Origin of the sequence: Schlesneria paludicola DSM 18645 (assembly GCF_000255655.1) — a bacterium.
Taxonomy (GTDB): domain Bacteria; phylum Planctomycetota; class Planctomycetia; order Planctomycetales; family Planctomycetaceae; genus Schlesneria; species Schlesneria paludicola.
On record NZ_JH636434.1, the window covers coordinates 599,105 to 621,464 of the forward strand.

Sequence of the window (22,360 nt, forward strand, 5' to 3'; positions counted from 1 at the left end):
CCCACGTGTCAACGCGACGCTTGCCGAACGTCGCCATCACGCGTCTTTAACCTAGTCGAATCACGATATTGCGACGATACAATGCATAAAACACCAACCAGCACAGCATGAATTGGACGATTGCCAATAGCACTTCATTGTATGGGCCGAGCACCGACTCGAAGGCATAGCCCAAGACTCTCTGTGCATACTTGTCGAATGGAACCAGTTCGTGAGCGGCATAGGCCGCGAGCGAGTTCTTACCGAAAACGATCCATGGCATCGTAAACGCACGCCCCCCCCAGGCCTCAATGACCTGACCGAATGCCGCCAAGAAAAGGCACGTGATCCCGAACGTACAGAGCGTGTAAGAGGTGGTCCAGTATCGCTTGCTGATCTGAATCCATCCCTCCATCAGATAGGCGGCACCGACTGCGGTGATTCCAATCCCAACTAACCACCAGACCCGGCGTTGAGGAGGAAGATCACTTTGATAAACTTTGGCGAGAAGAAGACCTGCGAGGCAACTCATCAACTGTCTGGGAAAGTACCAAACATACTTCATCGCGAGTTTCGATCCCAAAGCCTTTTGAATGACATCGTCCAGGCTTGAGCCCGGCTTCTGCTGAATCGTTTCGAATGAAGCGTAGGTGCCCCAAACGGTGGCAACGGAAATGCCGACCATCAGCAGAAGGAGCAGCGTCAGCACTCCACGAAATCCCAATACGAGCTGCGCCGTTCCCGCAACAAAAATGACAGCCGCATAGATGAATAAGACATCCGCAAAGTACACTTTTGCCCAAGGGATCGAGAATCCGCCGTGCACGAAAAACGCAAACAGCGCACACAGCAATGATTTGCGAACAAGATCCAGCCAGGCAGCGAATCTCGTTTCCCCGCGTTCCAATCGGCGCGCCAATGAGAAGTTCAGCGAAACCCCTGCGATGATCAGAAAAGCGGGCCAACCGACATCAAAGAGGCTGATTCCTTCTCCTTTCACGTGAGAAAGCTGCCACACCAACATGTCCCGAGTCGCCGATTGAGGAACCTCTTTCAGCGCAGAGACTAAGGGCGTCGCGATCAGCAGAATGGCGATGGCAAAACCACGCAATGTGTCGAGGGATGCCACTCGGCCGCGATCCTGTGGCATCCGCCCGATCGCGGTACACTCAGACCCCGTGATGCATTTGAGGGCGATGACTTCGGGCATGGAGGATTCGCCTATTCTGTCGCGAGAATATCACCTGGAACCCGTTGCGCACCAAATCTATACACTGTCGATCGCGGACGGCCGCAGACTTTCACAGTCGGAACGAACATAACTTCACCATTAAAACGCGTGGCGTACAGCGAGCGATATCCGCAGTGAAACGTCCATTTTGCTGATAAACCTGAGCTTGTTTCCAATTAGACCATTGAACAGGTACCGCGCTTCCAGCTTAGAGATTTAGCAGAATTGTGTCACAACGTCTTAGCCTTATGATGGGGCTTTCGATGCAACTCGACGTGACAAGCATCTCAAATCGGATCAGTGTATCATTTCAATAATTCGACGCAACTCAAATTGACGCACAAATACCAAGCAACAAACAAAACTGAACAACCGCAATAATGTGAATTATTTTCACGCACCCAGACACGTAACTCGCCGCCCTGCCGGTAGGCAAATTCAGAAGAGGCATCGCTGCCATCCCCTCTTTCGCCAGCACAAAAAGAGGGCGTTCCCTGAAAAGCGACGAAATTGCGTGCCCTGACATCGCCTACTTTGTTCGCTCGATGGCAGAATTGGCCCAGTCAAGTCACAACGCCGTCGACCGTTCAGGTTGCGTGCAATACGTGCAAGTTGTCGCCGGGTTGAATATGGTGATCGCTTCAGATCACACATCCGTTGTTCCCCTCGCTGAAAGCCACGCTGCACGACATCCCGGTCACGTCTGGTGGAGATTCGCATGCGCATGTTTGGAGATTTTGAGAACGAGATCTACTTCGACGGACTTCGAGGCGTCGTCCCGAAATTGCCGGTTGATATGGCGTCGCTTGAAAAAAAAGCCATGGCGGCCTGGCCTGACGCGATCGTCTCATACGTCCAAGGAGGATGCGGGAACGAACGGACTCAAAACTCAAATGTGACTGCGTTCCATCGCTGGGGACTGATTCCGCGAATGATGGTGGATTGTTCGAAGCGCGATCTCTCGATCGAACTATTTGGCATGAAACTCCCCAGCCCGATCTTCATGGCACCGATCGGTGTTCTGGGAATTTGTACGCAGGACGGGCACGGCGACCTGGCCGTCGCACGAGCCGCGGCCAAAACGGGCGTGCCCATGATCGCCTCAACACTCTCGTCCGATCCGATGGAAGCGGTCGCCCCAGAACTCGGCGAGACCCCCGGCTTTTTTCAGCTCTATACTCCGAACGATCGCGAGATCGCGGCCAGCCTTGTTCACAGGGCCGAGGCGGCAGGTTTCAAAGCCATCGTGGTGACGCTCGATACCTGGGTCGCGGGTTGGCGTCCTCGCGATCTGAATCAAGCGAATTTTCCGCAATTGCGAGGTCATTGTCTCGCGAACTATTTTTCTGATCCGGTCTTTCGCTCGCGGTTGTCCAAACCGATCGAACAAGATCCGCCTGCGGCCGTGAAGCGATGGACCGAAATCTTTGGTGCATCGATCACCTGGAATGATTTGCCCTGGTTGCGATCATTGACCAAGCTTCCCCTTCTGCTGAAGGGGATCTGCCATCCCGATGATGCGCGGCGTGCTATTGATGGCGGGGTGGACGGGATTTACTGTTCAACACACGGAGGCCGACAGGCGAATGGCGGGATCGGATGCCTGGATCTGCTTCCCGGCGTCGTGCAGGCGGCGGGAAGAACGCCGGTCCTGTTTGATTCCGGAATTCGATCGGGTACGGATATCGTGACGGCGCTCGCCCTGGGGGCTACGGCTGTTGGAATCGGCCGCCCCTACTCTTGGGGGCTGGCACTCGACGGAACCAATGGCGTCGTGCATGTCATTCGCTGTTTGCTCGCAGAAGCCGATCTGCTGATGGCGATTGACGGATATCCCACGATTTCAGACCTAAAGCCGTCGGCACTCATGCGCGTCGACTGAATGCAAGTATTGGATCTGAAAACCTCTTGAATTCAGGGGGCAAGTACCTGCTGAGCTATCCCCCCCTGAATTTCACGAAGAGCCGTGCGTTGCGCCGCAATCGGCAGAATCTGCCGATTCGTTCGTTCCGACGGAACATGCCGCCGTCTAATGGATCTAATCGCGACGAGATGAAGTTCGCCGAGGGAGACGCTCGATCAAGACGAAGAGCTTGTCGGTTTCGCGTTCGTCATTCGCGCGTCCGAGGTTGTGTCACTCCACTTTCCGAGAAAAGGGATCGAACGATGCTGCGTGCGTCGTGCTTTGCCGCGGGTCTGTTTGTCAGCATGTGGGGACTGGCGTTTCTCGCGATCGATAAGGTCGTGCTCCATCAGCCGACGGAAAAGGATCCTGGAATCCGTGGCATGCTGGCACGACAAGTGGTCGACAAAGAGCAACGTCCGATCATTGACCCTCCCGAGTGGGCGGCATTCACATTGCTTTCAATTGGTTCTGTCTCGATGCTCTATGCGGTCGCCCTGCCAAAGCATGCCTAGCGTTCGCTAGAAAAACTCCGCGGCCCTTCCTTCTCGCTACAGCGCGCCACGACTGCTGCGGCGTTTCACGTCCGTCGAACGTATCGAGTGGGCGCGAGATCATGCCTGTGACAATTGTAGCGATTCCCTTGATCGACCAGTCTTTGCGGCCTGATATCTGACATCCTCTTCAGGTCGCCCTGGACGTGGAAACGACGTGAATCTTCGGCGTCGGAATAATCCGGCATTCGCCCTCAATCGTTGAGGATTGCGATTGAAAACGACTGAACTGTCACTAAAACATCGTAATTCGCGCGCTAGAATCGACTGCAGATTCTGACGACGTATTCGGCCAGGGACAACGCTGAATCTTGCCGCCGCCTCGTCAACCGGACCAGACCTCAACCGCAGGTCCCGTTAACGTGTCAGGTGGATTGGTACGTTGTTGCTCGACTGAAGTGGACTCTTACGACAGATGGTTTGATGACGACGGGTAGTTCAGTTAAGCGAAATGTGATCGCCAGTTGGGGCGTGCATGCTTCCAACATGGTCATCGGCTTTTTCTTGACTCGCTATACCCTGGATGTTCTTGGAGTCTCAACCTACGGCAATTGGCTGTTCATCAATTCCATCGCGGCCTATGCCAACCTGCTGTACTGTGGCTTTGGCGAAACTATCAGCCGCTATGTCTCCAAGTACCACGCGGATAATGATCAGCAGCGAATGAACGAAGTCGTTTCGCTGGTCACCTATATCTTTCGTGGACTGGGCTGTATCGCCTTTGCGGCCGCATCCGTGCTGGCCGCAACCGCTCAGTGGTGGGGCGGGTGGGAAGGCGACATGCTGCTGCAGGTCCGGATCACCTGCCTGATCCTGGGCTTAAATGTTGCGATTTCGATGTCGGGAACATCGTTCGGAGGCGTCCTTCACGGATTGCGTCGATTCGATCTGGAACGAGGGGTTGGATTCGCCTTCGACATCGTCCGTCTGATTTTGTTCTTGGTCTTCCTGCGAGAGGAATGGGGGATCGTCCTGATCGCCGCGATCTTTTTCGTGGTGACCGTTGGGGAGAATCTCTGCTATGTCTTATTCGCCTATCACCTGTTACCCAATCTGGAAGTCCGCTGGAAGCATGTTCGCCGCGAGACGCTGAACGAGTGCTGGTCATTCAGCACCATGTCATTTGTGAACACGATTGCGTCGCAGGTCATCAATGCGACAGACACGATCGTCATCGGCATTATGCTCGACAAAGAAGCGATCGTGCCCTACTACTTCGGCCTCAGGCTGGCGCAGTTTTGCCGACAACCCATCGACAAGATCGCACATATTTGCTTGCCGACCGCCGGATCGCTGCATTCGGAAGCCGACCGACCGAAACGGCTGAGATTCTTTCTGAGAGCCCTTGGGGTTGTGGTTCTGCTCATCACCGGACTGTTCATCGGCGCATGGTATTTCGGACGTGACGTGCTCAATATCTGGGTCGGTCCGAAATTAAGCCCGCAAGATCATCTACTCGCTCATCGCGTTTTAATGATTTTGCTCGGCGCCCACTTGATCGCACTTCCCTGCAATATCTGTCGTGCCTTTTTGTTTGGCCTTGGGATCGTACGTATTCCGGCCTGCATCTATGTGCTTGAGGCGATTCTCAATTTTGGAATCAGCATCGTCTTGTGCCATTCTTATGGAGTTGAAGGTGTCGCCTGGGGAACGGCCATCCCTGTAACGGTGATCGAACTAGGAGTGCTGTTACCGTACGCGGTCCGGCATTTAGGGATCTCTTGGACGAGGCTATTCAAAGAAGGATTGTGGCCCGCGGCGCTGCCTCTTTTGGCACTTTGGGCGTACGCCATCATTGTGTCGCGACAAAGCTGGAGTCACGACGACTGGCGCGCCTTGATCCTGATTGCGATCGCCGGTGGCGCGGTCCTTGGCGGTGCCAAATGGCTAACCGAACGCCCGTTCTGGTTGAAGTTCGGCTCAACGCTGGAAAACCCGCGACTCTGAGCAACAGTGGCAGAGCGTGAACATCGCTCGAGGATCGCAATTGCGCCCGATTGGCTTGGACTTTTTCTGCCCTCGCGTCAATACTCTTTGTTGCAAACAACTTCAGGTGCTCGAATCGTTCATGGGCTAGTGAACCGTTGGGTTCTGGGTCGGACAATTGAAGGGATATTCAGAGATGAAACACGCGGCGTGGTTGCTGGTTTTTGGCGTATTGGTCACGGCGGCCCAAGCGGAAGACGCGGGTCGGCTAACAGTCGAACTGGGAACCCCCGAATTGACGGCAGGGATTCCTGGTGAGGGTCCGTTGACCACGGAGCAGATCAGGAAGTGGCTCGATAACAAGGACAATTTCAAAGAGCTGGACGTGATCCTGCCGATGGGACTGTCTCTGGGGGCCAACAATATTTCGATTCCCAAGGACAATCCGCTGACCAAGGCGAAGATCGAACTGGGGCGGCAATTATTCTTCGATACGCGGTTGTCGGCCGACAATACAATCGCCTGTGCGAACTGCCACCATCCGGAAGATGCTTATGGCCGCAACACCCGATTTGGCGAGGGGATTGGCGGACAGATCGGCGGACGCAATTCGCCTGTCGCCTACAATCGAATCCTCAGCACGCTGCAGTTCTGGGACGGACGCGCCGGAAGCTTAGAAGATCAGGCGGTGGGGCCGATCGCCAATCCTATCGAAATGGGGCACACACACGACGCGTGTGTCACCGACCTAGGCAAGATCGAAGGATATAAACTTCAATTCGACAAGATCTTCCCCGGCAAGGGAATTAACATCAAGACAGTCGGTGCCGCGATCGCATCGTTCGAGCGAGTGCTCGTCACGGGTCCTTCACCAGCCGACTATCTTGAGCCCCTGCTGAACTTCAAAAAGGCCTTCAAAGATGACTTGAAAGATCTGGCCGCCTTCAAAAAGGACGATCCCGATTCATATGCCCTGTATTGGAAGGTGAAACGAGCCAGTGACGCACACCCTGTTTCCGCGTCAGCAGCCCGTGGTCGAGAGCTTTTCTTCGGCAAGGCGAACTGTACCGCCTGCCATGCCGGTGCCAACTTTACAGACGAAAAGTTCCACAACCTTGGCGTTGGGATGAGCGCCAAGATGCCAGACCTGGGTCGGTACGACGTGACGAAAGTGGAAAAAGACAAGGGGGCATTCAAGACGCCGACAGTTCGCAATGTCGCCTCCACCGGCCCCTACATGCACGACGGAAGCCTGAAGACGCTTGAGGAAGTCGTCGAATGGTACGACAAGGGGGGCGAAGCGAATTCCTATCTGAGCGACAAGATGAAGAAGCTCAACCTCACCACGACCGAAAAGGAAGATTTGGTCGCTTACATGTTGGCACTTCATGGCGATCTGACCCCGGTCCGCTCGGATCGGTTGCCCAAGTAGCATCGCGTCATTGACGCGCCGTTCCCAGACACGCCCCTCGTTCTGTGATCAGAACGAGGGGTTTTTCGTTGGAGCATGCCACTTCGACAACTTTCGAGGTTTTTGCGGCTGGAGTTGCGTTGGAACTGAACGGACGGAATACTCACCCGACGGATCGCTCGCGCCAACGATCCCATGGATCGGCATTTCCCGGGACAGGATCCTGTCATGGCACGAAGGAATGGACACAAGTTGAACGAACCGCAAAGCCAGGCGGCCAGAGACGATGTTGCCACGAGGTGGATGTCGTCGCATCCTTCGCGATTCTTCCCAACGATGCCTGTTGTCCATTCCCAAGACACACGTCATCGGCAGTTTGCCTCGAACCGCTCGTTCCAGGCAAACTCAGAAAACTCAAATCGAGATTGCGATAGTTAGCCTCGAATCATCGCAACCGTGCTGAGCAGGACGCCCAGAACGGACGATTCATCGAACTGATTCCGAAGTCCCCCTTATCAGAAGCAAGATGCTCATGACGAATGCGGAACCTGTCGCGGAAATCGGCCCGAAAACACTGCCTCGTGTCCTTGGCTTATTTGACGCAACCGCTCTGGTTGTTGGATCAATTATCGGGTCGGGAATTTTTCTGAAGGTCGGAAATGTCGACCAGGCTCTGATGTCATGGGGATTCCTGCCAATTATTCTCGTCTGGATTTTTGTCGGCCTGATCACGTTGTGCGGTTCTCTGGCTCTCGCCGAACTGGCGGCCATGTTTCCTCAGGCCGGTGGCCCGTATCTGTACCTGCGAGAAGCGTACGGACGACTTCCCGCTTTCTTGTGGGGATGGACTGAGTTCTGGGTTGTCCGAACCGGGTCGGTCGGTGCATTGGCCTGTGCCACGGTCATCTATCTGGACGAGTTCCTAAGACCACCTGGGAATGGCGAGGCCCCCCTTGGTCATCTGGGACAATCAATTATCGCCGTCTCGATTATCATCGGTCTGTCCGCCGTCAACATGTTCAGCACTCGTTGGGGCGCGGTGATCCAAAACATTGCCACAGTCACAAAAGTCGGATTTCTCGGGCTGCTCATCACCCTGCCATTCCTGATGGGCAAAATGAATGTCGATAACCTGCATCCGCTTTGGGTGCCGAATCCGGTCGACACACCGCTTGCCGTATCGGGGGAATCACCTGTTGCCGATTCCGCGGTTCCTCTGATCCCCAAATCGCTTTTCACCGCCCTGGGTCTGGCACTCATTGCCGTGTTCTGGCCGTTTGATGGCTGGATTAATATTGCGCCCGTCGCCGAAGACATCCGCGAACCTCAATCGAATATTCCCCGCGCACTCGCAATCGGAATTGGAATCGTCTGCCTGGTCTATGTCGGAGCAAACATCAGTTATCACCTGGTGCTGCCGATGCCGGAAGTCGCCAAGAGTACCCGATTGGCATCAGACGTGTTTCGTGTCATGTTTGGAGAATGGGGCAGCAAGTTTGCGGCATTGGGTGTGTGCTGTTCGACGTTCGGCGCGGCGAATTCCAATTTGATCTGCGGTCCGCGAATCTATGTTGCTGCATCCCGCGATGGTCTCGTTCCCGACTTCATCCAGCGGGTCCACCCACTGCGATTGACCCCCTCCAATTCGATTCTCGTCCAAGGAGTCTGGACGACGTTTCTCATCATCGTCTTCTACATCATCAGTCCTGAGCCCAAAAAGGTCTTCGATCTTATCACCGACGCCGTGATCTGCGCCGGATTGATTTTCTACAGCCTGACAGTCGGCGCGGTCTACATTCTGCGATCTCGCCGCCCCGACGCCGATCGTCCCTACCGGACCTGGGGATATCCGTGGACTCCTGCCTTATTGATTTCAAGTTACGTGATCGCACTGGTCGGAACGCTTGTCGAACAGTGGCAGCAACTGGTCTGGGTTTTGGTTCTGATCGCCGCGGGCGCGGTCTACTACGCCATCGTGACGAGGCGGACAAAAACGGAAGCCACGACCGAACCCACCTGATCTCCGATGCCCCGCACTGATCTGATCGTGCATCTCCGAACGAAACGACAGTCGTTCCTCAGTGATTAAGGCTCGTCTTGGAGAATCCTTCGAATCGGTTCTGCTCGAAATTGCCGAGAATCCCCGCTGATTCAGGGACCGTTTTGAATTGCGACCTGGCGGTCGCTAAACTCAATCCGGCTCTTCGATCCAGATCACAACAATTCCCTTGCCAAGTTCGTCCGAATGACGCGCTCGCGAGGACTCGAGCGTACAAATGTCCTCTGCGCCACCAACCGCTCCGAAACGACTGACAAAAGCTGCGAAGTGGGTGCTCGGTCTCTCGTGTTTGAATCTGATTGCGCTGTGTGCGATCAGCTATCTCATCTACGGGGTCTCGGAAACGTGGTGGGTCGGAACCGTTCTGACCTATGCCCCCCGCGCCCCATATCTGGTTCCCGCAGTCGTGCTGCTCGTTGCATCGGTGTGCTGGCATCGAGAATCCATCGGAATCAACCTCGTTTCGGCCGCGGTGGTGTTGGTCCCGATCATGGGCCTTTCTGTTCCCTTGGAACTTTGGATGAATGGCCCGCCAAAATCAGAGAATGCGACCTCGCTGACAATCCTGAGCTGCAACGTACAATCGTTCGAACCCAAATTCGAAAAAGTCCTCGAAGAGATTGCGACGTTCAATCCAGACATCGTTGCGCTGCAAGAGGCGTTTCGTGGCGATCCAAGACTGGATGCGTATTTTCGCGACTGGTCTACGCTTCAACACGGCCACTATTGGGTGGGATCACGCTTTCCGATCAAATTGATTCGAGATTGCGAAGTCGAGCAGTTTGGCGGTCGAACAGCCGGAATGCTGGTGGAGATCGAAACACCCGCTGGTCCGATTGTGCTCGCGAACATTCATCAGATGACCGCTCGTTTTGGACTGAAAGAGCTCAATCGAAAGACGCTGATCAATGGCGACGGCACGAAAGAGCTCGAAGATTTCGAAGGAGAACGGTACCTGGAATCGATCGCGATTCGGCAAGCCGTCCAGGAATCTCGCGGCGAACGGCCGCTCATCGTCTGCGGAGACTTCAACACGCCGGCCTCCAGCAGTCTGTTCCAGAAACACTGGGGAGACTTGCAAAGCGGGTTCGACATCGCCGGGTTTGGCTATGGATACACCTCACCCTGCAAGGGCAATCGATTCTGGCCGGACAATCAGCCTTGGGCGCGGATCGATCATATTCTGTGCTCCAACGATTGGACATTTCAGAGTTGCCAGATTGGTGAGTCTGACGGATCGGACCATCGGCTGATCGTGGCTCATGCGCTGCTTTCGGCCAAAAATCGTGCCGCGAACCGCGGGATCGCCGATTGACGACGGGAAGCCAATCCGGCTAAAAGTCATCGTTGCAATCGTTGTTCCATCACCCGAAGGCACCGCCGATTGAGGAAACCTGTCCTCGCTCGTGTGACTTCATGCAGAAGAGATTCTTCGTCATGTCCACGGAAGAGAGTCCCTCCGCCACACCGCCGACAAATTTCATCCGCGAAATCATCGATGCGGACAATGTCTCGGGAAAGTTTGACCGGCGCGTTCACACTCGATTTCCCCCCGAGCCGAATGGATATCTGCATATCGGTCATGCGAAATCGATCTGCTTGAACTTCGGATTGGCGCTCAAATACGGCGGTCAATGCAACCTGCGGTTTGACGATACGAATCCAACCAAAGAGGACGTCGAATACGTCGATTCTATTCAGGAAGACGTTCGTTGGCTGGGGTTCCAATGGGACAATCTGTTTTACGCATCGGACTATTTCGAAACGATCTATCAATACGCAGAGCGGCTGATCGAAAAGGGATTGGCGTACGTCGACAGTTGCTCGACCGAAGAAATCCGCCAAATGAGGGGAACCTTGACGCAGCCCGGAACGCCGGGGCCCTATCGCGATCGCCCCATCGCCGAGAACCAAGATCTATTCCGACGAATGCGGGCCGGTGAGTTCCCTGATGGGACCCATGTGTTGCGTGCCAAGATTGACCTGGCTCACACAAACATGAATATGCGTGATCCGCTATTGTACCGTATCCGCCATGCCGAGCATCATCGAACCGGAAACAAATGGTGCATCTATCCGCTTTACGACTTCACACACGGCTACAGTGATTCCATCGAACGAGTGACCCACTCAATTTGTACGCTCGAATTCGAGAATCATCGACCGCTGTATGATTGGCTGATCGATGTGCTCGACCTGTATCATCCGCAACAGATTGAGTTTGCCCGACTGAACCTGACACACATGATGATGAGCAAACGGAAGCTGCTCGAACTCGTGGAAACAGGCTCGGTGTCAGGTTGGGATGATCCCCGCATGCCGACGCTGGCCGGGATCCGACGACGTGGATATACACCCGAAGCCATGCGGGCGTTCTGCGAAGAGATCGGCGTCACCAAGTTCAACAGCCTGACCGAGATCGTGGTTCTGGAAAATGCCGTCCGCGCGGACCTCAACAAACGATCCAATCGCGTCATGGCGGTCATCAATCCGATCAAGGTCGTTCTCGAGAACTATCCCGAAGGACAAGTGGAAGAGCTGGAAGCCGTCAACAATCCCGAAGATCCATCGGCAGGAACGCGACTGGTCCCGTTTTCGCGAGAGCTCTACATCGAGCGCGACGACTTCATGGAAGCGCCGCCGAAACAGTTCTTCCGCCTGGCGCCTGGCCGAGAAGTGCGATTGCGTTGGGGATATCTCATCACATGTCAAAGCGTCGTGAAAGACCCGGTGACCGGCGAGATTCTGGAACTGCGATGCACGTACGACCCGTTGACGCGAGGCGGCAACGCCCCGGATGGACGAAAGGTCAAATCCACGATCCACTGGGTCTCGGCCCCGCATGCTGTCGAAGCCGAAGTTCGTCTCTACGATCATTTGTTCGAGATTGCGAATGTGGCCGACATCCCTGAAAACGAGGACTGGAAAAAGTATTTGAATCCCAAGTCTCTGGTCGTCGTTCCGGCGGCGAAGCTCGAGCGGTCGCTGGCAAACGCAAAACCGGGTGATCGTTGTCAGTTTGAACGATTGGGATATTTCTGTGTGGACAAACTCTCAACACCCGACAAACTTGTGTTTAACCGCACAGTTACTTTGAAAGACGATTGGGCCAAGCTTCAAAAGAAGCAAGGTGGTTGATCGAATCGCTCGATCCCACCGCCAGACACATTGCCGACCAGGGCGGGTTGGTCTTGCTTTTTCGCGGTCTGCACTTGCGAAACCAGAAGGGCTGAAAGCCCAGAGACGATAACGGGGGAGAACTTCAATGCGTTTGACGGCACGGATCTTCGCAGTCGCTCTTTTTGCCGGCAGCTCGCTTTACGCCGGTCAATACAATGAAGTCTTAAACATCGGGGATGCGGCACCCACGTGGCAAGAATTGCCCGGCACCGACGGAAAGATGCACGCGCTGAGCGATTTTCAGGACAAAGACGCCGTGGTCGTCGTGTTCACGTGTCTGAGTTGTCCAACCGCGGTCGACTACGAAGCTCGATTTGAGGAATTGGCAAAAAAATACGGAGGACCGACCAGCAACGTCGGGTTCGCTGCGATCTGCGTCAATCGTGTCGCCGCGGATCGCCTGGATAAATTGACGGATCGAGCCAACGAAAAGAAGCTGTCGTTCCCGTATCTGTATGACGAATCTCAGAAGATCGCGAAAGACTACGGAGCGATCTTCACTCCCGAATTCTACGTTCTCAACAAGCAGCGTAAGGTCGTCTATATGGGCGCCATGGACGACGCAACCGATGCGGACAAGGTGACGAAACGCTATGTCGAAGACGCACTCGCCGCCGCTCTGAAGGGTAGCGAGGCTCCTGTCACGGAAACCATCGCGCGCGGCTGCCGAGTCCGTTACGTCCGTGACCGAAAGTAGGCGAGGTGTCTTACTTCGGGCATCGATCCGATCTGACTTGCCTGCGACTTCTGCAACTGTTTTCTACGGACGTGTTCGATGCCCAGTTCGCTGTTACAATCACAACGTGCCTCTGACCCGTTCCTCGTCACCTGAATGACCGCTTCATGCCGTTTTCGTCCAATCGCGAGATGATTCTGCTGGGAACAGGGACCAGCCATGGGGTGCCGGTCATTGGATGCCACTGCGACGTCTGTCAGTCATCAGACCCGCGAAACAATCGAACGCGGACAGGCGTTGCGGTCCAGACCGAACAGGGCGTGTTTCTGATCGACACGTCACCGGAACTGCGGATTCAACTCCTTCGTGAACGAATCGATGTCGCGCATGCCGTGATCTATACCCACGGCCATGCCGACCATTTGTTTGGAATCGATGACCTTCGCCTTTTTGGCTACCGCATCGATCATCCTGTTCCGCTCTACTGCGAAGAAAGTGTCGAACGGCAAATTCGAACCTCGTTTCCGTACGCATTTCCCGAATCGACCGCCGAGCTGCATCACGGCGCCATTCCGCTGCTGGAACTGCGTCGAATCGGCCTGGAGCCGTTTGAAGTGCTGGGGCAACTGATTCAACCAATCCGCTTGATCCACGGCCGCCTGCCGGTCCTTGGCTATCGCATCGGTGACGTCGCCTTCTGCACGGACGTCAGCAAAATCCCCGACGAATCGTGGCCGCTGCTTGAGGGATTGGACGTGCTCATCATTGATGCGCTTCGTGATGAACCGCACACGACTCACTTCGGCATTCCACAAGCACTCGCCGCCGCGGAACGAGTCAAACCCAGACGCACGTATTTGACGCACGTATCGCACCATCTGGAATACACCGCGACCAACGCTCGACTTCCCGCAGGGGTTGAACTGAGTTATGACGGATTGCACATCCCTTATTGAAACGCTCTGCAAACCTAAGTGGTACTCATTCAGGTGACGATGAAATGCGAGATCACGAAATGGGTATGCAGGTGTATGTGCAACTGGCGGCTATCTCGGACCAGAAACAACAGCCACTCGTTCGCGACCGCTTCCTGCTGCTTGCCGGTGTCGAAGCCTGTCGAGCCGGCTGGCCCGACGTTGCCGCTTGTTGTCATCGAAAGTTGATCGAATCAAATCCTGCCCATCAGGCAAAACGATTTATGACATTCGCGGATGCGTTACGCGATGAACCGTTTCAACAATTGGTCGCGCACTGGGAACGCTACTGCCCCTTTGAGAAGGCAGAAGCGATGCTGCGCGAACTGAATTTTCCGCTGCCGCCACCTACGGAGTTATCGCTGGGAGAGCAGATGATTGCTCGACTCGGCTGACAGTCTGGCTCAAACTGAAGAGTGACAGGGACTGGCTCCGCAAGGTGCCAGTCCCATGATTTCAATTCGCCGCATCGGTTTCGAATGGCCAGCCCCTACGGCCGATGCTCAGGGAGAGCGCGATTAACCGCTGTGCGCGATCTCACCACCCAGACTTGTTCCCTCGTCCGGTTCACGCGCTGGCAGGCTGGGACTGTCCACGAATGTTCCCGGTTTGAGCTGCGGTCCCGTCTTGTATTGATCCAGGATCTTCTGAAGCTGAGTCGCATCGATCACTTCTCGTTCGAGTAGTTCTCGCGTGATATGCTCCATCGCAGGACGGCGAGTCACCAGGATGTCGTAGGCCGTCTCGTAGGCCGCGTCGATGATCCGTCGAATTTCGAGATCGATTTCACGAATCGTTTCTTCGCTGTGCGAATAATCCGCAGCGGCACCGCTACCTGCCAGGAAGGGGCTGCTTCGCGATTCGCTGTAATGCACGCGTCCCAGTTTGGCACTCATTCCAAACTCGGTAATCATTCGCCGCGCCAGGTCCGTCGCACGCTGCAAATCATTCGACGCACCCGTTGAGTTTTCCTGATAGACGATTTCCTCGGCGGCAATTCCACCTAGCAAAACACAGACCCGGTTATGCAATTCGGTCTTGGTCACCAGCTGCCGATCTTCTTCAGGCCGCTGCAACGTGTATCCCAAGGCACCGAGACCACGAGGAATGATCGACACTTTATGCACGGGGTCCACATGTGGCAAAGAACACGCCACCAGCGCGTGCCCCACCTCGTGCCAGGCCACGCGTTGTTTGACTTCTTCGGGCATCACGCGTGCGGTCTTTTCCAACCCGGCGACAACCCGATCGAACCCCTCTTCGAACTCGTCGTTCGTGACCGAGGTCTTGTTTTTTCTCGCTGCGAGCAATGCAGCCTCATTGACGAGATTCGCGAGATCGGCCCCGACAAACCCTGCAGTCAATTTGGCGAGATGCTTCAGATTGACCTCACCGTCCATTTTGACCTTAGCGGCATGGACCTTAAGGATCGCTTCACGGCCACGGATATCGGGACGATCAACGAGAATATGGCGGTCGAATCGACCTGGACGCATGAGCGCGGGGTCCAATGTTTCCGGACGGTTGGTTGCCCCCAATACAATGACGCTCTGATCCGATCCAAATCCGTCCATCTCGACGAGCAACGCATTCAAGGTCTGATCGCGTTCTTCACCGCCGCCGGGCGAGCCATGACTACGCACCTTGCCGATCGCATCCAGTTCGTCGATGAAAATGATGGCTGGCGAACGTTGTCCGGCTTGTTGGAACATATCACGCACGCGTGCGGCTCCGACCCCGACGAACAGTTCGACGAAGTCCGAACCCGACAATCCAAAGAAAGGAACGCCAGCCTCGCCGGCAACGGCCTTGGCGAGCAACGTTTTTCCGGTCCCTGGCGGGCCTACCAGCAACACGCCACGAGGAATCCTGCCGCCGAGAGCCTGATAGCGTCCAGGGTTTCGCAGGAAATCAACGATTTCACGCAGCTCTTCAACCGCCTCGTCGATCCCCGCCACGTCATTGAACGTGATCCCGATTTCTTCCTGGGCGAATAGTTTTCCGCGGCTGCGCCCGAAGGCAATCGCCGAACCGGGACCTCCGATCCGACGAAACATCAACCAAAAGCAACCCAGGCAAATTCCCGTGAAGACCGTCAAATAAATGATGTCTCGCCAAGGTGACGGCGGTTCATCGAAGCCCCAATCAACAATGTCGTTCTTGTCGAGCAACTCGCGGAGGCGCGCCTTTTCCGTATCGCCGATACTGACGGTCGACACCGTGTACTGCTCTGGCGCGCGCGTCGTTTTCAACCCGCTAATGCTTTTGGGCTGGTCCTGATACGTGATACTGGTCGGACCACGTCGAAGTTCAAAAACGTTGTTGGGGCCCAACGTCTTATCTTCAAGCTTGCGAATGAATTCGCTGTATGTCAGCGTGTTCGCGCGCCATTTTGACGAAAATCCAAAGACAACGGCCCCGACAACCGCAACGATCATCAGGAACCAGAACAAATTGCTCGAATTGCCTTTTTCGGGACGCTTGGGAGCGGGTGGATCGGGCAAATCTGTGGAACGTTTGGGATCGGGCTTGGACATAGACGGCGGATCATCCTTGCAAACGGGCGACCTGCGAATAAAACGAAAATCGATTCACAGTGATTGATGCCACTGTGCGATCAGTAACTCTAGGACGTGACACCGCTATGGTCAACTCCTTGCGACGTAACTCCCTGACGGAATTGATTATCGACGACTGACCTTGTCGTGTAATGCGTCTCAGCTCACGATCACACCCACCGGTACTCGATTTTCCTGGCGGGCCCGAGCCGTCAGCACCGTCTTCCAGCGATCAGACGTCGTCCCAATCGTCTTCGGCATGTGACGGGAACAAGTCCACGGATGTTTTCGTCGGGGTTCAGAGTGTATTTGCTTTCCGCCACTTCGGAAGGACGAAACCGCAAATGTCGACGCGAGGTATCTTAAACGTCTTCGTCGACAAAAATCCGTCCTCGCGAATTTCACATCTGGGCCGGTGACCGCGTGCCACCTTGCTGTTCGGAATTCGCTTCGAATGTGTCCACACCGTGTCATGAACGGGCATTATGCGATACGTCAATTTCAACCTCGGCCTGCTTTTCGCTTTCTGTTTGGTGACGCAGGCACATGCCATTGACGCCATCGATCGATTAACGGCCGAACGTCTCGAGGCCGTCCATCAATCCATCATGACGTTCAAAACAGAACGCCGCGATATTCCTCGCCGGGGGCCCTATCAGGAATACCGGGCGAACTTACATGTCCATTCGGCGTTTTCTCACGACAGTCGTGGAAAGATTGAAGACATTGTCGCTGCCGCGAAAGCCGCCGGCACATCGGTTCTGATGTTTACCGAGCATCCGGCGAAACACTATGACGTGTTTATTGACGGACATCAGGGACTTCGCGACGAAGTGTTGCTCATTCCCGGAGCCGAGACGAATGGAATGCTTGTCTATCCTCGACAAAGCATCAAAGACATGCTTTCGGCCAAGCCACAGGACCTGTCCGACTTTGTCCGCGGTCGCGAAGGTCTCACATTCGTTTCGCACCTCGAAGAACGGATGGACTGGCAGCTATCGGGAGTGACCGGTGTCGAAATCTACAATACGCATGCCGATTCCAAAGATGAAAAGCGACTGATGTCATCGTTACGTAATCCACTCTGGTTGCTCAAATCCGCCGATCTTTTCCAGCGGTACCCTCAAGAAGCTTTTTCGGCCTTGTTCGACTATCCGGCAGACTACCTGAAACGCTGGGATCAACTCTGCGAAATCGCTCCCCATACAGGCGTGTCGGCGAATGACGCTCATCAAAATATCGGGATTACCGTCCGCATGGCGGAGGATGACAAGGTCCGTGTCGAGGATGGATTGGGCGAAGAAGTTTTGACACTCGAAGCCGCCGTCTTCGCGGCCCTCAAGCCAATCCCCAAAGACACCAAACCGGGAACGTCCTTGTTCGAGCTGCGGCTGGACACTTACGAGCGAAGCCTGCGGCACGTCGGCACGCATCTGCTGCTGAGGGAACTCACTCAACCAGCGGTCTGGGAGGCGCTCAATCAAGGGCGCGCATTCGTCGCATTTGATTGGATCGCCGATGCGACGGGCTTCGACTACGCCGCGACATCCGCCGACGTTCGCACCGAAATGGGCGGTAACACCAAAATTGTTGCCGGGCTGACGTTGTCAGGCCGCGCTCCGCTCGCCGGACACTGGCGTCTGATCCGCAATGGACAAATCGTCCAGGAATATGATGGATCAAATTTCGAACTGACCGTACGCGAACCGGGCGTCTATCGATCGGAACTCTGGCTGAAAGTCGGGGGCGAAGATCGACCGTGGGTCCTGTCGAACCCCATCTATATCACCGAGAAATGACGTCGCAGTGCAAGCGTCATTCTTCAAGGAACTCACTGAGCCTTTTCGCAAACTTGGGGCCCGTTCCGGTCTCTTCGTGTTTGAAGTAGACGTAAACCTTGCTCCATTGGTTTTCGCGAATCGTCTCTGCCCACATTTTCAGATCGTCGTCTGAGTACATCTCACGGCGAAGGCGAAGATATCCCCAGTCGGCCGTTTTGATCACGCGCACTGGGGGCGTATCCTCGGCATCCGCCGCACACAGTGTGGCGGAGTGTTTGCGGAGACACTCCACCACTTCGTCGTCGAGCCAGCTTTCATGCCGAAATTCAAACGTCACGGGAACACGCTTTTGAACGACATTCAAAAGCGTCTCCAGCCGGGCAATGTCCTTCTTGAAATTCGGAGGTAGCTGGAACAGCAATGGTCCCCGGCGTCGCGCAAGTGATTGGACGGCACTGATGAACTCATTGACCGCGTCGTCGCAGTTAAGCAGTCGCTTTCGATGCGTAATCGTCTGCGGTGCCTTGACGGCAAACTGAAAACCAGCCGGGACCTGAGTTGCCAACGGGGTCAAGCTTTCGGCCGTGGGAGCGTGATAGAAGGTGTTGTTCAATTCGACAGACGCGAAATGCTGACCATAAAACTTCAACATGTCAGCCGGTGGGAACTTCTCGGGATAAAATGCCCCCTTCCATTCTTTGTAGCTGTAGCCACTCGTTCCCACAAAGAATTGCATCGCCTCTCTCCAATCCCAACTGAGAAATCGAACCCCACTCGCGACCGTTTCGAACCGGTGCGATTACGGTAGTGATGGCAACGACTTGACGAGAATGGCAACTCCCTGATCGATTCGCTCTTCCACGGTTGGTGCCCATCGTTCCGTCGGCATTCCATAGACCATCATTGAACTCTGGCCCTCGTATCCGCCTTCCAGCAGGACACGCTTCGAGGGAATGTACGCCATGACGTCATTCGTGTACGCGCTCACCCAGGTTTGGTCGCCGAACTCTCCTTTGAGCCGCAGGGCATAGTCAACGACGACTTCGCCCCCCAATGTGATCCAAAGCTGATCTCCGCCGAGGCGCCAGACCAGAATCGGGTAGTCGTATTCCTGCGAGGTCGGAACTCCTTTCTGAGCGAGCTTCAGCAATCGGCTGGCCCAACGTTGGGTGTAACTGACCGGCTCTGCCGCCATCTTTTCCAACTTGCTGACTTCGGGAAACGGGTCCATCTTGAGTTTGACGAACGCGTGCCGTGATTCGAGCTTGGGACGAACTGCGAATCGCGGGGCACTCAGAACCGACTCCACGGCTGTCGCCAGCTTCTTTCCGTATTGCTCACATAGCTCAATTGTACGTCGAGGAAGCGGATTCTGATCGGCGCCGCAGCCCATGCAGAACAGGGCCGTTGCCCCTGGATGTTTTGACTCCAGTTCATACTGCGCAAACCCGGCATAGTCGCCGCACCATTTTTGAAAACTCAAGGTCGTGTTGTGGCACGCATAGGTGAAAACAACTGCCTTCAACTTGTCATCCATTCCATAGACGGCGAGAACGGGAACCGTGTGATCAACGGGGCCCATCAACAGGTTTTGCTCACGCAACGTGGGAACATCCGGTTCTCGGTTCGTGCGGCGGTTGACGGCAAAGTCGGCCGAGCCGATTCCTCGTGAAATCGTTACGGGCTGCAGATCTTTTAAGGCCTCGCCAATCGTCGAAACAATCTCGGCCGTCAGCCATTTGAAATAGTCATGGATGTCGCCCAGTTGCTGCTCATTTACGGGATAGATGTCGAGCAGCGCCGTACCAATGACTGGACCACAGTGCGTGTGCGAGGCATGCAGCATCACCTGGGACCGATCGAGTTGATAGCGGTCTTGGACTTGCAGACAGACCTCATCGTACATCGCCTTGGGAATTCCCAGCGTATCGCTCGACAGCACAATCCCGCGCTGTCCTTCGGCGTCTTCCAAAGCCAGAACGCGAATCCAAAGGTCATGCAGCTTTCCTTCCGCGGGCTCTGTTCGGCTGCCATATCCGGCCATCCACAAGGCCTTCTTGGGCGTAATCACCGCGCGCGCTGTTCCGGCCTTCCAACCAGGCTCGGCCGCTGTCGACAGCCCCGCCACGCACACAACCGACCAGACAGACACAACCCCACGTAGCAGCGTTCTCGTTACAGACATTCTGGACTCCTGTAGTAAGCGGCGCACAGTCCAAGCGTTGTACGCAGAGCGACCAGCAACATTCAACGATGCCAGACGTCTGATACCATAAGTTTTTCCATTGCCGTGACGGTGGCGTTCTGATAACGATCGCGCCACAGAAACCCTTCACCCCGGAGAGACTGAATATGCGATCGTCGTACCTGCTGGCCGTCGTTGTGGTTTGTGCCATGATCGTGCCACCACGCACCTTCGGACAGGGACCGATCAGTGTCTTTGTCGCCCGGAAAATTCACACCATGGATCCGGGCTGGCCCGAGGCAACAGCAGTCGCTGTCCAAGACGGAAAAGTGCTGACCGTCGGATCACTCGACGACGTCAAGCTGTATCTCGGCAAGAAACGTTACACCGTCGATCAGCGCTTTCAAGACAAGGTACTGTTGCCCGGATTTGTCGAAGCGCACGGACATCCGCTCATTGGAAGCATCACGCTCACGTTGCCACTACTGACCTACTTGCCAACGGTCCGCGCCTACGGCCCGGATTTTCCCGGCTTGAAGACGCTCGATGAAGTGACGGCGACGCTGAAACAGTATGTCGCCGCCGAAAAGGATCCCAAGCAAATGGTTTTGGCCTGGGGCTTTGACGTCATTGCGATGGGCCGCCATCCCGACAAGGATTATCTGGATGCGATTTCAACGACTCAACCTGTAGTTGTCTGGGATGCGTCCGAACATTTCGTCTATGCGAACAGCGTCGCGATGAAGAACGCGGGGGTCACGAGAGAATCCCTTAACATCAACGGTGTGGTCGCGGGCAAGGACGGTGAACCGAACGGACAATTCCTGGGCAAAACAGCCGCGTCATTTTTTCTGCTGCCTCAAATGCAGAAGTTTCTCGAACCGACCACCGCGCTGACCAAGATCAAGTATCTGGCCGATATGAGTCGCCGAAACGGAATCACAACAACTTCGGAATTGATGCTGGGCTCGTCAAACTTTGAGCTTGAAAAACAACTCTTCGACCGATTTTTCAATGCCCCGCAGCCTCTCTTGCGGTGCGTCGCCGTCGCGGACGGCGTTTCGGCCGTCAACGCGAAGAAAGAGCAGGCCGTTGAATTCGTCGTCTCCCTGGCCAATGACAGTACCGACTCATTGATCTACCGAGGCGTCAAATTCTTCGGCGACGACTCATTCCTGGGTCTGGGCATGCAAGTCGAAAATCCCGGCTACAGCGACGGACGAAAAGGACTGTGGATGACCCGTCCGGGAAAAGAAATGTTCGAGCAATGGCGCCCTTGGTGGGACGCCGGTTTGCACATTCACGTTCACACCAATGGAAATGCGGGCAATCAGGCCACGATCGATGCGCTCGCTGCACTGCAAAAGCATCACCCGCGATTCGACCATCGCTTTACCTGCGAGCACTTTGGAATTTCGACACCCGAACAGGCTCGCCAGCTCAAAACACTCGGAGGCGTTGCCAGCATCAATCCGTACTACCTGCACCATCGCTCCGAGATCAACGCGCCCTTCGTCGGGGCCGATCGATCATTCACCGCGGCTCGGTTCAAAACCTTGATCGACGCCGGCGTGCCGGTCTCGATGCATTCCGATACTCCGGTTGGACCTCCCAAACCACTGGAATGGATGTGGGTCGCCGTGAATCGATTCGGTCTTTCCGGAACGGTCCGGGGGCCGAGCGAGCGAGTTACGGCGCAGCAAGCGCTACGGATGGTCACGATCGACGCCGCTTATACCTTGGGGGTTGAGGACAAGGTTGGCAGCATTGCCGCAGGGAAGATGGCGGATTTCGCCGTACTCGAAGACGACCCGCTCGCGGTGCCTGTCGAGTCAATTCGCAATGTGAAAGTGTGGGGAACGATTGTCGGCGGCACCGTCTGGCCTGCCAGCGAAATCAAACCCTGATTTCAACATTGCCCTTCTGATGCTGCAGCGGGGTCG

The 22,360-nt window shown here is 55.3% G+C and carries 16 protein-coding genes; 12 read left to right on the top strand and 4 right to left on the bottom strand.

What is annotated here, in order from left to right:
• Nucleotides 1-46 precede the first annotated feature (46 nt).
• Nucleotides 47-1,189: a DUF5009 domain-containing protein gene (locus tag OSO_RS0102975; protein ID WP_010582064.1), complete on the bottom strand. Its 1,143-nt coding sequence runs from the start codon at nt 1,187-1,189 to the stop codon at nt 47-49.
• Between the two features lie 739 nt (nt 1,190-1,928).
• On the opposite strand from OSO_RS0102975, the gene OSO_RS0102985 reads away from it, so the two are divergent.
• The 10 genes from OSO_RS0102985 to OSO_RS0103040 all read left to right on the top strand — a co-directional run bounded on the left by OSO_RS0102985 (nt 1,929) and on the right by OSO_RS0103040 (nt 14,288).
• A complete protein-coding gene (locus tag OSO_RS0102985; RefSeq protein WP_010582065.1) occupies nt 1,929-3,092 on the top strand; it encodes a lactate 2-monooxygenase in 1,164 nt (387 codons plus the stop codon).
• Nucleotides 3,093-3,376: 284 nt separating this feature from the next.
• Nucleotides 3,377-3,628, top strand: a complete 252-nt coding sequence (locus OSO_RS50575) for a hypothetical protein (protein ID WP_157604980.1) — start codon at nt 3,377-3,379, stop codon at nt 3,626-3,628.
• A 462-nt stretch (nt 3,629-4,090) separates the two neighbouring features.
• Nucleotides 4,091-5,614, top strand: a complete 1,524-nt coding sequence (locus OSO_RS0102995; protein WP_083842766.1) for a lipopolysaccharide biosynthesis protein — start codon at nt 4,091-4,093, stop codon at nt 5,612-5,614.
• A 175-nt stretch (nt 5,615-5,789) separates the two neighbouring features.
• Nucleotides 5,790-7,025, top strand: coding sequence for a cytochrome-c peroxidase (locus OSO_RS0103000; RefSeq protein ID WP_010582068.1), 1,236 nt, complete (start codon nt 5,790-5,792; stop codon nt 7,023-7,025).
• Between the two features lie 511 nt (nt 7,026-7,536).
• Nucleotides 7,537-9,024 carry an APC family permease gene (locus OSO_RS0103010; RefSeq protein WP_010582070.1) on the top strand — a complete coding sequence of 496 codons (1,488 nt, stop codon included), beginning with the start codon at nt 7,537-7,539 and terminating at the stop codon, nt 9,022-9,024.
• A gap of 256 nt (nt 9,025-9,280) precedes the next feature.
• A complete protein-coding gene (locus OSO_RS0103015) occupies nt 9,281-10,378 on the top strand; it encodes an endonuclease/exonuclease/phosphatase family protein (protein WP_010582071.1) in 1,098 nt (365 codons plus the stop codon).
• Between the two features lie 122 nt (nt 10,379-10,500).
• Entirely contained in the window at nt 10,501-12,201 is a 1,701-nt protein-coding gene (locus tag OSO_RS0103020) for a glutamine--tRNA ligase/YqeY domain fusion protein (protein ID WP_010582072.1), read from the top strand.
• A gap of 127 nt (nt 12,202-12,328) precedes the next feature.
• Nucleotides 12,329-12,940, top strand: coding sequence for a thioredoxin family protein (locus OSO_RS0103030; protein ID WP_010582073.1), 612 nt, complete (start codon nt 12,329-12,331; stop codon nt 12,938-12,940).
• Nucleotides 12,941-13,086: 146 nt separating this feature from the next.
• Nucleotides 13,087-13,875, top strand: a complete 789-nt coding sequence (locus tag OSO_RS0103035) for an MBL fold metallo-hydrolase (protein WP_010582074.1) — start codon at nt 13,087-13,089, stop codon at nt 13,873-13,875.
• A gap of 44 nt (nt 13,876-13,919) precedes the next feature.
• Nucleotides 13,920-14,288 carry a hypothetical protein gene (locus tag OSO_RS0103040; protein WP_010582075.1) on the top strand — a complete coding sequence of 123 codons (369 nt, stop codon included), beginning with the start codon at nt 13,920-13,922 and terminating at the stop codon, nt 14,286-14,288.
• 123 nt (nt 14,289-14,411) lie between these two features.
• Here OSO_RS0103040 and ftsH read toward each other — a convergent pair whose 3' ends face one another.
• Nucleotides 14,412-16,430, bottom strand: a complete 2,019-nt coding sequence (gene ftsH / locus OSO_RS0103045) for an ATP-dependent zinc metalloprotease FtsH (RefSeq protein WP_010582076.1) — start codon at nt 16,428-16,430, stop codon at nt 14,412-14,414.
• 506 nt (nt 16,431-16,936) lie between these two features.
• Here ftsH and OSO_RS0103060 point away from each other — a divergent pair.
• Nucleotides 16,937-18,250 (top strand): PHP domain-containing protein, encoded by a 1,314-nt coding sequence (locus OSO_RS0103060; RefSeq protein WP_010582078.1) that lies wholly within the window; start codon nt 16,937-16,939, stop codon nt 18,248-18,250.
• Between the two features lie 16 nt (nt 18,251-18,266).
• On the opposite strand, the gene OSO_RS0103065 is transcribed toward OSO_RS0103060, so the two are convergent.
• Complete coding sequence (locus OSO_RS0103065; RefSeq protein WP_010582079.1) at nt 18,267-18,968, bottom strand: DUF72 domain-containing protein; 702 nt, start codon at nt 18,966-18,968, stop codon at nt 18,267-18,269.
• A 63-nt stretch (nt 18,969-19,031) separates the two neighbouring features.
• Nucleotides 19,032-20,417 (bottom strand): neutral/alkaline non-lysosomal ceramidase N-terminal domain-containing protein, encoded by a 1,386-nt coding sequence (locus tag OSO_RS0103070; protein WP_010582080.1) that lies wholly within the window; start codon nt 20,415-20,417, stop codon nt 19,032-19,034.
• Nucleotides 20,418-20,584: 167 nt separating this feature from the next.
• Between OSO_RS0103070 and OSO_RS0103075 the strand changes: the two genes are divergently transcribed.
• Complete coding sequence (locus tag OSO_RS0103075) at nt 20,585-22,324, top strand: amidohydrolase (protein WP_010582081.1); 1,740 nt, start codon at nt 20,585-20,587, stop codon at nt 22,322-22,324.
• The last annotated feature ends 36 nt before the right edge of the window (nt 22,325-22,360 follow it).